The 12,357-nt window shown below is 48.3% G+C and carries 11 protein-coding genes and 1 tRNA gene; 1 reads left to right on the top strand and 11 read right to left on the bottom strand.

The window, feature by feature from the left end:
* From JYJ62_RS10525 to mgtE, 10 genes are all read right to left on the bottom strand, one after another.
* Positions 1-792, bottom strand: coding sequence for a protein phosphatase CheZ (locus JYJ62_RS10525; RefSeq protein ID WP_205342180.1), 792 nt, complete (start codon positions 790-792; stop codon positions 1-3).
* Between the two features lie 20 nt (positions 793-812).
* On the bottom strand, positions 813-1,187 hold the full coding sequence (locus tag JYJ62_RS10520; RefSeq protein ID WP_205342179.1) for a chemotaxis response regulator CheY: 375 nt from the start codon (positions 1,185-1,187) through the stop codon (positions 813-815).
* A gap of 94 nt (positions 1,188-1,281) precedes the next feature.
* Positions 1,282-2,013: an RNA polymerase sigma factor FliA gene (locus tag JYJ62_RS10515; RefSeq protein ID WP_205342178.1), complete on the bottom strand. Its 732-nt coding sequence runs from the start codon at positions 2,011-2,013 to the stop codon at positions 1,282-1,284.
* A gap of 5 nt (positions 2,014-2,018) precedes the next feature.
* Positions 2,019-2,852, bottom strand: a complete 834-nt coding sequence (fleN, locus tag JYJ62_RS10510; protein WP_205342177.1) for a flagellar synthesis regulator FleN — start codon at positions 2,850-2,852, stop codon at positions 2,019-2,021.
* Between the two features lie 27 nt (positions 2,853-2,879).
* On the bottom strand, positions 2,880-4,175 hold the full coding sequence (flhF, locus tag JYJ62_RS10505; RefSeq protein WP_205342176.1) for a flagellar biosynthesis protein FlhF: 1,296 nt from the start codon (positions 4,173-4,175) through the stop codon (positions 2,880-2,882).
* 14 nt (positions 4,176-4,189) lie between these two features.
* Positions 4,190-6,313 (bottom strand): flagellar biosynthesis protein FlhA, encoded by a 2,124-nt coding sequence (gene flhA, locus JYJ62_RS10500; protein ID WP_205342175.1) that lies wholly within the window; start codon positions 6,311-6,313, stop codon positions 4,190-4,192.
* Between the two features lie 176 nt (positions 6,314-6,489).
* Positions 6,490-7,626 carry a sodium ion-translocating decarboxylase subunit beta gene (locus tag JYJ62_RS10495; protein ID WP_205342344.1) on the bottom strand — a complete coding sequence of 379 codons (1,137 nt, stop codon included), beginning with the start codon at positions 7,624-7,626 and terminating at the stop codon, positions 6,490-6,492.
* Between the two features lie 10 nt (positions 7,627-7,636).
* Positions 7,637-9,406 (bottom strand): sodium-extruding oxaloacetate decarboxylase subunit alpha, encoded by a 1,770-nt coding sequence (gene oadA, locus JYJ62_RS10490; RefSeq protein ID WP_205342174.1) that lies wholly within the window; start codon positions 9,404-9,406, stop codon positions 7,637-7,639.
* 25 nt (positions 9,407-9,431) lie between these two features.
* Positions 9,432-9,689 (bottom strand): OadG family protein, encoded by a 258-nt coding sequence (locus JYJ62_RS10485; protein WP_205342173.1) that lies wholly within the window; start codon positions 9,687-9,689, stop codon positions 9,432-9,434.
* 182 nt (positions 9,690-9,871) lie between these two features.
* Positions 9,872-11,314 (bottom strand): magnesium transporter, encoded by a 1,443-nt coding sequence (mgtE, locus tag JYJ62_RS10480; RefSeq protein WP_205342172.1) that lies wholly within the window; start codon positions 11,312-11,314, stop codon positions 9,872-9,874.
* A gap of 288 nt (positions 11,315-11,602) precedes the next feature.
* On the opposite strand from mgtE, the gene JYJ62_RS10475 reads away from it, so the two are divergent.
* Positions 11,603-12,061 (top strand): DUF4124 domain-containing protein, encoded by a 459-nt coding sequence (locus tag JYJ62_RS10475; protein WP_205342171.1) that lies wholly within the window; start codon positions 11,603-11,605, stop codon positions 12,059-12,061.
* An 81-nt stretch (positions 12,062-12,142) separates the two neighbouring features.
* On the opposite strand, the gene JYJ62_RS10470 is transcribed toward JYJ62_RS10475, so the two are convergent.
* Positions 12,143-12,219, bottom strand: a tRNA-Arg gene (locus JYJ62_RS10470).
* Between the last annotated feature and the right edge of the window lie 138 nt (positions 12,220-12,357).

Below are 12,357 nucleotides of genomic sequence, written 5' to 3'. Positions count from 1 at the left end.
CTAAAACCCTAAACTGGATAGCAGATCATCAACATCCACTTGATCGCTCACCACATCATCCCTTTTATCGGCATGAATCTGCGGACCTTCACCTGAACTGGTCTTTTTTTCTTTTGTCTCTTTTGTGCGCAAATCACCGGTCGGATGCTCAATACCAACCACCCGATCAACTTGTCCGGCCATCACCACCAGCTTTAACAGATTACTTTCAATATCAGCAATCAGCGTCATCACTCGTTTAATCACTTGGCCGGTTAAATCTTGGAAACCTTGCGCCATCATAATTTCGTTTAAATTAGCGGAGAGCTGATCACTGTCATGCAGGCTGCGCGATAAAAATGCTTCAATGCGCTTAGCCAGTAAGCGAAACTCATCTGCTTTCATTTCGCGACGCATAAAGCGCTGCCAGTCAGCTATTAGGCTTTGCGCTTCATAACTGATGTAAGTCACCAAGGGTGCGCTTTTTTCAACAAGATCAATGGCACTATTGGCCGCTTGATCGGTCATATTGACCACATATTGCAAACGTTCAGAGGCATCGGTAATTTGCGACATTTCTTTCGCATGCGGGTTACGCGGATCAATATCAAAATCGATAATTGCATTGTGCAACTCGCAGGTTAAGCGTCCGACTTCAAGATACAATGTACGCTCACGGACCTGATTTATTTCTGCAATAATTCGACCAGCTTGCTGTAAATCACCTTGTTCAAGACTCTGCTGCAGTTGTGGAGCATGCAAAGCGACGGCAGACGCAAACTCATCAGCCTCACTGCTTTTGTTGTGTTCCATAGTTTCCCCGCAGCTTGTGTTCAGCCGTTGACACGATCGAAGATTTTTTCAATTTTATCTTTCAGTGCTTGTGCGGTGAATGGTTTAACCACATAACCGTTCACGCCGGCTTGTGCCGCTTCAATAATTTGGTCGCGCTTCGCTTCTGCGGTCACCATTAATACCGGTAAATGCTTAAGCTTTTCATCAGCACGTACGTGGCGCAACAAATCAATGCCGCTCATGATTGGCATATTCCAATCAGTGACTAAGAAATCAAAGTTCCCACTCTGCAGCATCGGTAAAGCTGTTGAGCCATCATCCGCCTCTGCTGTATTGGTAAAGCCTAGGTCACGCAAGAGGTTCTTGATGATCCGTCGCATCGTTGAGAAATCATCAACAATGAGGATTTTCATATTTTTGTCCAAGCTAACCTCCAAGCCATTTTAATTCAGTCTTCGCCTTGTAAAGACCGCATGCTTATACCATTAAACCCATAAACCGTACTGCTTATTGACGCCAATCCGTCAATCGCGCTCTTAAACGCGCTGCGCACTGACTGTGTAACTGACTGACGCGTGACTCACTGACACCTAAAACTTCGCCGATTTCTTTCAAATTCAGTTCTTCATCGTAATACAATGACAACACCAAGCGTTCGCGCTCAGGTAAACCTGCTATCGCATCAGCCAACGCTTGCTTAAAGTGCACTTGTTCAACATCACGTCCAGGTTCTTGCTGGGTACTGTGCAGATCAAACTGATCGCCCTCATCGAGCAAATCATCAAAACTGAATAAGCGACTGCCTTGAGTATCATTTAGAATCGAATAATACTCATCGATACTTAGGTTAAGTTCGGCTGCTACTTGCAAATCTTTAGCATCACAACCCGTTCGCGCTTCAATCGTACGCACCGCATCACTGACTAAACGGGTATTACGATGCACTGAACGCGGAGTCCAGTCGCCTTTACGCAACTCATCCAGCATCGAACCACGAATACGAATGCCAACAAAGGTGTCAAAACTCGCACCTTTACTGGCATCAAATTTTTTTGCAGCTTCCAATAAGCCAATCATGCCAGCCTGAATTAAATCTTCGACTTGCACACTAGCTGGCAGGCGACCAAGCATATGATACGCAATACGCTTAACCAGCGGAGCGTGCTGTTCAATCAACAATGACTGCTCATCAGCCGCTCGCGCTTTACTATACATCTGCAGACCTTTAGCTCTTGTCATGCATTTTATTCCGTTCCAGTGTGGCTAACTAACCGCTCCACAAAAAACTCTAAGTGCCCACGAGGAGTACTGGGTAAAGGCCAGCTATCAATCTGTTGCGCCATAGCCTTAAACGCCAATGAGCACTTTGCACGTGGGAACGCATCATACACTGCACGCTGCTTCTGTACCGCTTTACGGACCATTTCGTCGTAAGGGACAGCACCTAAATACTGCAGCGTGACATCATCTAAAAAGCGTTCGGTTACTTTAACCAACTTGTTAAATAAATTACGCCCTTCTTGTGGGCTGTGCGCCATATTTGCTAGCACGCGAAAACGCGTCATGCCATGATTACGATTGAGCAACTTAATCAAAGCATAGGCATCAGTAATTGACGTCGGCTCATCACAGACCACCATAATCGCTTCTTGAGCGGCTTGCACAAAACTTGTAACAGAATCACCGATTCCAGCGGCTGTATCGATAATCAAGACATCAATATTATCAGCCAACTCACTAAACGCCTGAATCAAGCCGGCATGCTGCATTGGCGTCATTTCCACCATACTTTGCGTGCCTGAGGAGGCAGGGACTATTTTTATCCCACCAGGACCGGTTAATAAGACATCACGTAAATCACAGTGACCGTCCATCACGTCTGCCAGAGTATGAGTCGGCTGCAAGCCAAGTAACACGTCGACATTGGCCAAGCCGAAGTCCGCATCGAGCAAGACAACCTTTCGACCTAAAGCTGCCAGCGCAACGGAAAGATTCACCGAAACATTGGTCTTACCGACACCACCTTTACCACCAGTGACGGCAATCACTTGCACGGGTTGTTTCTGCTTACTTGTCATTCTATTTAATACCTTACTCACTGAACTCTAACCCACATACTGTGCGGCCAGTGGAGACCCTACACACATTTGCGCCATCGTTTCTTCGCTTGGCTCTTCTGAGCTCTGTAAACCGACAGCGCGACTGACCAACTGATCGCTGCGAGGCACTTGTATATCATCAGGTATTTTAGGACCGTCAGTAGTATAGGCTACTGGCAAGCCATGGCCAATCGCCATACCTAAAGCCTCCCCCATACTGACTGCTTCATCCAGCTTGGTAATAATGCAACCGGCTAACCCGCAACGTTTATACGCATGCCAAGCCGCTTTTAGAACTTGCCCTTGGCTGGTTGCTGCCATCACTAAGTAATTTTTAGCTTTAATGCCCTGCTCCGCTAAACTGTCGAGCTGCAAGCCTAATGCGGGATCACTGGCTGGCAAGCCTGCCGTGTCAATCAAAATCACGCGCTTATGTGCTAATGGTTTCAATGTATCAGCCAAAGTCACACCGTCTGCTACATAGCTGACCGGTATATTTAAAATACGCCCTAAGGTTTTTAACTGCTCTTGAGCACCAATTCGATAGCTGTCCATGCTCACCAGAGCGATATTATTGACACCATGGGCCAACACATAACGCGCCGCCAACTTCGCCAAAGTTGTCGTTTTACCCGCTCCTGCGGGACCGACTAAAGCAATCACGCCACCCTCATCAACCGGCTCGACATTGGGCGTACGAATTGAATGGGTTAAATAGGCTAAAGCCATGCGCCATGCTTGTGACTGATCTTGTTCTTGAGCCACGCGCTCTAAAACCGAACGAACAATATCAGCAGGTAAGCCCATTTTTTGAAAACGCTTCCACAGCACCGCCTGTACTGGCTGCTGCGTGCTCATATTATTCCAGGCCATATTGCTTAATTGCATTTCTAACAGCGTACGTAAACTGTTGATCTCAGAACGCATCGCCGCCATTTCACCTGAGTGAGTGCCGCGATGCTGAGCGCTCTGCACATAGGCAGTGTCAGCGACTGGAGTACTGACACGCTGCATCACTTGCTCAAGCAACTGTCGATCTTTACCTAACGCACCATCCTCTTGACGCGCTTGCAAACTGGCATGCGCCTGCATAATTTGCGTCTGCGTTTTACGCAACTCAGCTTCTAACGCGGGATTAGGACGCGCCACTGAGGGCTGGGCTTGATAATCAAGGGCAGCGGTCAACTCAACACCACCAGCCACGCGACGCGTAGAAATAATTGCCGCCTCGGCACCTAATTCATCACGGACGCGATTCATGGCTTGGCGCATGTCTGCTGCGAAATATCGTTTGACTTGCATAAGTCAGCCCTCGATCAATTTTGTCCTACCGTTGCCACGATAGTGACTTGCTTATTATCTGGGATCTCTTGGTACGCCAGCACATACATATTAGGTACGGCTAACCGAGCAAAACGCGACATCATGGCTCGAATCTGTCCAGCGACCAGTAACACCACTGGTTTACCAAGCATTTCTTGACGTTGCGCCGCCTCTATAAGAGACCGCTGTAGTTTTTCGGCCATTCCAGGTTCAAGCAGTACGCCTTCACTTGAACCTTGTCCGGCCTTCTGCATACTACTAAGCAATATCTGTTCCAACCTTGGCTCTAAGGTGATCACTGGTAGCTCAGGCTCAAGCCCCACGATGCTTTGCACGATTGCGCGCGCCAACGCCACACGTACTGCAGCAACAATAGTGTCAGGATCTTGACTCCGAGTGACCGTATCAGCAATGGCTTCAGCAATGCTGCGAATATCCCGTACCGGTACCTGCTCTTGTAACAAGCTTTGTAAAATTTTTAATAACGTTGATAGCGATACCATGCCGGGCACCAGCTCTTCTGCCAATTTCGGCGAACTTTTCGCCAGCACTTGCATTAATTGCTGCACCTCCTCATGACCTAACAGCTCATGCGCGTGCTTACTCAGAATTTGATTGAGGTGCGTCGCCACCACCGTGCTGGTATCCACCACGGTATAACCTAAAGACTGCGCCTGATCACGCTGACTTGGTTCTATCCACACCGCCTCTAAGCCAAAGGCTGGGTCATGCGTCGCAACGCCGCTGACAGTGCCAAAAACTTGGCCTGGATTAATCGCCAATTCACGCTCAGGATAAACTTCGGCTTCGGCGACAGTCACGCCCATCAAGGTCAGCCGATAAACATTAGGCAATAAATCTAAGTTGTCACGAATGTGTACTGAAGGCATCAGAAAACCTAAGTCTTGCGATAACTTTTTGCGCACGCCTTTAATCCGTGCGAGCAACTGACCACCTTGATTACGATCCACTAAAGGAATCAAGCGATAACCCACCTCCAAGCCGACCATATCTACTGGAGTCACATCATCCCAACCCAACTCGCGGTTTTCAGCACTGATCGGCGCAGGCAACTGTTCTAGATCTCGCTGCTCTCGCTCAACCACCGCCAATTCTTTTTTATTGGCTCGCTGCCAAATCAAAAACGCACCACCGGCAGCCAACAACCCCAAACCAATAAAGGACAGGTGCGGCATGCCCGGTACCGAACCCATGGCAATTAGAATCGCTGCCGATACGGCCAACGCTTTCGGCGAGGTAAACATCTGCCGATTGATTTGCTCGCCCATATCTTCTGAGGTAGTGACCCGGGTCACCATGACCGCAGCAGCCGTCGAGAGCAACAGTGATGGCACTTGCGCCACCAGACCATCACCAATGGTCAGCAGGGCGTAAACTTTACCCGCTTCAATAAAACTCATTGAGTGCTGAGCAATACCGATGGCAATACCACCGATCAAGTTAATAAACAGAATAAGTAATCCAGCCACCGCATCACCGCGCACAAACTTACTGGCACCATCCATCGAACCGTAAAAGTCCGCTTCTTGTGAGACATCACTGCGACGCGTCTTAGCTTCTTCTTGATCAATTAAGCCCGCATTCAAGTCGGCATCAATCGCCATTTGCTTACCGGGCATGGCATCCAAGGTAAAACGCGCGCTCACCTCAGAAATACGTCCAGCACCCTTGGTCACCACCACAAAGTTAATGATCATCAAAATAGCAAAGACCACCGCACCGACGACGTAGTTACCGCCGATCACCACTTCACCAAAAGCTTGAATCACTTTACCAGCCGCATCACCACCATCATGCCCATGCAGCAATACCACGCGGGTTGAGGCAACGTTGAGTGCCAGACGTAATAAGGTTGCGACCAAGAGAATAGTAGGGAATGCGGCAAAATCCAGCGGTCGCAAGGCGTAGACACCAACCAGCAACACCACAATGGACAAGGCAATATTAAAGGTAAATAACACATCTAACAAAAAAGGCGGGATGGGCAAGGTCATCATTGCCAAAATAACCAGCAACAGCAAAGGCACACCTAAATTGCCCTGCTTGAGCAACCTCAGCCCCGTGTGCATATTACTTTTCAGTTGCGTGTTATTCACAGACCATTCTCTTCTAAATTCATGTGCTTATGCACTAAACATTGACGCTATAGCTGACACCTCCTCTACCGATGCAAGAAGCAGTCCACTTTATAAAAAAACCTATCACCCAGAACCATAAAGGCTGCCTCAATGGGCAGCCTTTATGTCATTACAACAGCAGTTAACGCAAAGTGTTAGCCAACAAAGCTCAGCAAGACACCGGCAGCAACCGCAGAACCGATGACACCCGCCACGTTTGGCCCCATCGCATGCATCAACAAGAAGTTTTGCGGATTGGACTCCAATCCCACCTTGTTGGACACGCGCGCAGCCATTGGCACCGCAGAAACACCAGCGGAACCAATCAGCGGATTAATCTTATTGGCACTAAACTTATTCATCACTTTCGCCATGATGACCCCCATCGCAGTTCCTGCGCTAAAGGCGATCATGCCGAGTAATAAAATGCCTAACGTTTTGATTTGCAAGAAAGACTCAGCTGACAATTTAGAACCAACCGTCAGACCTAAACCAATAGTGACAACGTTAATCAAAGCATTACGTGACGTATCAGCTAAACGCTCAACTACACCGCTTTCGCGCATCAAGTTACCGAAGGCAAACATGCCGACTAGAGGTGCAGCATCAGGCAGCAACAGTCCGATCAGCAAGCACAGCACGAGAGGGAAAATAATTTTCTCGGTCTGGCCAACATGACGCAACTGCGACATAACGATACCACGCTCTGCTGGCGTCGTCAGCGCGCGCATAATAGGCGGCTGAATCAAGGGCACTAAAGCCATATATGAGTACGCGGCCACCGCAATTGGACCCAGCAAATCTGGGGCTAAGCGTGAGGTAACGTAGATCGAGGTCGGGCCATCGGCACCACCAATAATGGCAATTGAAGCGGCTTCTTTGAGGGTAAACTCCAAGCCTGGAATCCCCAACATGCCAATGGCTAAAGCTCCGAGCAAGGTACCAAAAATACCAAACTGAGCCGCTGCACCTAACAACAAGGTTTTTGGGTTAGCCAGCATCGGACCGAAATCGGTCATGGCACCCACACCCATAAAGATCAGCAAAGGGAAAACACTGGTCGGCAAGCCGACTTCATACAGCATATTCAATAAGCCACCGGTTTCAGCCATACCGGCTGCTGGAATATTCGCTAATACTCCACCAAAGCCAATAGGAATCAACAGCAACGGCTCAAAGCCTTTACGAATTGCCAAGTATATTAAAGCCATGCATACAACGAGCATCAAAGCTTGTCCGGCCTCAATCTGATAGATACCGGTGTTTTGCCATAAACCTAAGAGCTTATCCATCATTTAGCCCTCAAGCTATGGTCAGCAGGCAATCGCCAACTGATACTGCGTCGCCAACTTTAACATTGACATCACCGATCACGCCGCGGCGGAAAGCACGAATTTCAGTTTCCATTTTCATGGCTTCCAAAATAATTACCACATCGCCTTCTGCAACAGTCTGCCCTGGTTTGACCAGCACTTTAAAGATATTACCGGCTAACGGCGCGCCTTGCGGATCACCCTCCCCAGCAGTTACCGGTGCGGGCTCACAAGCAGTGGCCTCACCAATAGGTTTCAGGCCTTCGACATCGCCGCCTTCATTGACTTGCACCACAAAGCTTCGGCCATTGACTTCAACCGTATAGGCTTGCGGTCCAGTGGCTTGACCACCCAGCAATTCATTGCCAGTTGGCATCGGCTCAAAGGCATCCGGATTGTCACGATTCTCTAAAAACTTCAGACCAATTTGCGGGAACAATGCGTAAGTCAAAACATCATCAATAATATTGTCGGCTAAGCGAATGTTTTTCTCTTGCGCTAACGCTTTGAGTTCGGTAGTTAGTTTTTCAACTTCGTTCTCAAGCAAATCTGCAGGTCGGCAGACAACCGCTTGCGCACCATCCAGTACGCGGGCTTGCAACTCAGCATTAAACGGCGCTGGTGCGCAACCGTACTCACCTTTGAGTATGCCGGCAGTTTCTTTGGTGATGGATTTGTAACGCTCACCGGTCAGCACGTTAATCACGGCTTGAGTACCAACAATTTGCGAAGTCGGCGTCACCAATGGAATAAAGCCCAAGTCTTCACGCACGCGCGGAATCTCGGCCAACACTTCATCAAACTTATCTGTAGCGCCCTGCTCTTTGAGCTGGCCTTCCATATTAGTCAACATACCGCCTGGCACTTGCGCGACCAAAATACGTGAATCAACACCTTTCAGCGTACCTTCAAATTTTGCATATTTTTTCCGTACTTCACGGAAGTAAGCAGCAATTTCTTCGAGCAATAACAGATTAAGTCCGGTGTCATGCTCAGTATTCTGGAACATGGCGACCACTGACTCGGTTGGCGAATGGCCGTAGGTCATCGACATTGAGGAAATCGAGGTATCAACGTTATCAATACCGGCTTCAACAGCTTTCAAAATCGCTACTGACGACAAACCAGCCGTAGCATGGCACTGCATATGCACAGGAATCGACAAGCTGGCTTTCAGTTTGCTAACCAACTCATAGGCAACATAAGGCGTTAAAATACCTGCCATATCCTTGATCGCAATGGAGTCGGCGCCGAGGTCTTCAATTTGTTTAGCCAGATCAACCCACATTTGCATATTGTGCACAGGGCTGGTGGTGTAAGAAATAGTGCCTTGCGCATGCTTGCCATTGGCCTTAACTGCTTTTAACGCACGATCAAGGTTGCGCGGATCATTCATCGCATCAAAGACGCGGAACACATCAACACCATTGATTGCAGCACGTTCAACAAAGGTATCAACGACATCATCAGCATAGTGACGATAGCCTAATAAGTTTTGTCCACGTAACAACATTTGCTGACGGGTATTTGGCATCGCTTGCTTGAGCGCACGGATACGCTCCCAAGGATCTTCACCTAAATAACGAATACAGGAGTCAAAGGTGGCTCCTCCCCAGGTTTCAACCGACCAAAAACCCACTTGGTCGAGTTTGCCAGCAATCGGCAGCATATCTTCTAAGCGAACACGGGTGGCTAAAATAGATTGGTGAGCATCACGTAATACAACGTCAGTGATACCGAGCGGCTTTGTCGCGGTCATCAGGAAAAACTCCGTATAGATACACTCAGCCGCGGCGGGCACGGTGCTGTTTAATGGCAATTTGAATGGCTTGTAAAGTTTCGTTGTCTACAGCTTGCACGCTACCCGCTTTCACAGGCGCGGCGACCGCTGTAGCGGCATTGTTCTCTTCTGGAACAAAACGTTCTAGCAGATAAGACATGCCTCGAATGCAGTAAATCAGTAAAACCAAAAATAGAAAAACGAGACCCATACCGAAAAACATGAGTTCAACGCCTTCAAGAAGGAGTTGCTGAGAAGTCATATACGCTCCATTTCCTGAGTTGCAGGTGCAATTTTGTAGTTAGAATCAAGGTTTTAGCTGGGGCTGAGTTCAATGAGCTACAGATAAAACCCTGAAACATTAACGCGAATACGCCCTAATTGGCAAACAATAGAATGATTTTTATTCAGTTGTCCGCGATCTTTGCCAACCTATTATAAAATTTACAATAAAAACAGCGTCGCCAAACCTAAGAAAATAAAGAAGCCGCCACTGTCAGTCATCGCTGTAATCAAAACGCTGGAACCCAGCGCCGGATCACGCCCTAAGCGCACCATAGTCATCGGAATAACGACCCCCATCAAGGCGGCCAGCAGTAAGTTCAAGGTCATCGCTGAGGTCATCACCATACCCAATGCCCAGTTGTCATAGAGTAACCAAGCAACCACCCCGATAACACTGCCCCAGATCAAACCATTGATCAGTGCCACACCCAATTCTTTGCGCATTAAACGTGAACTGTTGCCAGTGGACAACTGATCCAAGGCCATTGCACGAACAATCATGGTGATAGTTTGGTTGCCTGAGTTGCCGCCAATGCCTGCAACAATCGGCATCAAGGCAGCCAGTGCAACTAACTTTTCAATCGAGCCTTCAAACAAACCAATCACTCGCGAAGCAACAAATGCGGTGACTAAATTAACGGCTAACCATGCCCAACGGTTTTGTAGTGACTTCCACACTGAGGCAAAAATATCTTCTTCTTCACGCAAACCGGCGCGACTTAATGCTTCGCTTTCCGACTCTTCACGAATCAAGTCGACCATTTCATCAACGGTCAAACGACCAATCAGTTTGCCGCTTTTTTCAACCACAGGCGCAGAAACCAAGTTGTAACGCTCAAACGCTTGCGCAGCAAAGGAGCCATCCTCATCCGGATAAAAAGTCACCGGATCGTCAGCCATCACTTCATGCACCGTACGTTCAGGGTCATTGACCAGTAAACGCTTAATCGGTAACACACCTTTTAAGATACCGGCAATATCAACCACAAACAGTTTATCGGTTTGGTCTGGTAGCTCTTTTAGACGGCGCAAATAGCGCAAGACCACTTCAAGAGTGACATCTTCACGGATAGTGACCATCTCAAAATCCATAATAGCGCCGACTTGCTCATCCTCATACGACAGCGCTGAACGCACGCGCTCGCGTTGCTGCTCGTCCAACGACTCCATCAAGCCCTGAACCACATCACGCGGCAGCTCTGGCGCTAGATCAGCCAGCTCATCCGCATCCAGGTCCTTGGTCGCGGCGATGATCTCATGCTCATCCATGTCGGCAATCAGCGTTTCACGCACGGAGTCGGACACTTCAAGAAGAATGTCACCGTCACTCTCAGCGCGCACCAGTTGCCAGACAGTCAGACGATCATCTAGGGGCAAGGCTTCAAGAATGTAAGCAATATCGGCTGGGTGTAACTCAGCCAGCTTCTGCTGCAGCTCTGCTAAGTGCTGCTGCTGCACCAAAGCATCAACACGCTCTTGATGGTCACTGCCTTGCCGTGCAACCCGTTCCTCAATCAATTGGTGTCGTTGCAAGAGCTCAAGAACCTGTGAAAAACGCTCATGAAGACGTTCCTGGGGCTTTCTCTCTTCAACTTCAGACATAAATGAGGTGCTCCACCCTTGCACGCTATCGATGCAAGGGATTTATCAAGTGTGCATGGTGATTGCTCAATGGGAAAAAATTCTACTGAAAAATCATAACGAGCCAGTTTAATACTGGTTTTATAGCCGATAATAATACCATTGTGGCCGCGCTTTGCATCTAACAATTGCTTATCTTAGGATAACAAGCCAGCGCACCACCCTGGTTATTCAGATAATAGTGACTAAACTGAAATAGCACTCACAACAACAGCTTTCAAAGTCAAAAACACGTCAAGGATGACCACCATGCAAAAATATTTCTATATCGGCCTTATTCTGAGCAGTTGTCATATTTCAGCACTCAACGCAGCCGCTCAGATTTACCAATGCACAGCCAGTAACGGCGCCACCACCTTCAGCGACCGAAGCTGCCCTGGCACGAGCACACAGAGCCTCCATACGCTCGTACAACCCATGACTATACCGGCATTACCAGCAAACTCTAACCAGCGACCAGTGCAGCACACTCGAGTGACGATAATCGCAGACGACAAGCACCCCTGCGGCACGTTCGACTCAAGCACACGACGCACGCATTTAGTGCGCAAACAGGTGACCAGCGGCATGAGCCAAGCAGAAGTGGAAAGCATGTTCGGCAAGCCTCTAACCCAGAGCAATCACAATGGAATTATTAGCGCGACGTACCGCAGCGCCAAAAATCAAAAACGCAGTGTGCGCTTTAACCAAAACGGCTGCGTACCCTAAAGTGCCTAATAGAGACACAGATAAAGCTTAAATTTTTTAATAGGCAAAAAAAAACCTGCAATAAATGCAGGTTTTTTAATATGGTGGACTCAGGAGGATTCGAACCTCCGACCGCTCGGTTCGTAGCCGAGTACTCTATCCAGCTGAGCTATGAGTCCACTTGGCGCTTATCCAGATCACCGCTGGTATTACTTAAAAAAACCAATTACTCAGTTTTTCTAATATGGTGGACTCAGGAGGATTCGAACCTCCGACCGCTCGGTTCGTAGCCGAGTACTCTATCCAGCTGAGCTATG

This window comes from Denitrificimonas caeni, assembly GCF_905120345.1.
Lineage (GTDB): Bacteria > Pseudomonadota > Gammaproteobacteria > Pseudomonadales > Pseudomonadaceae > Denitrificimonas > Denitrificimonas caeni_A.
This window is presented reverse-complemented; position numbering and strand designations above follow the sequence as displayed.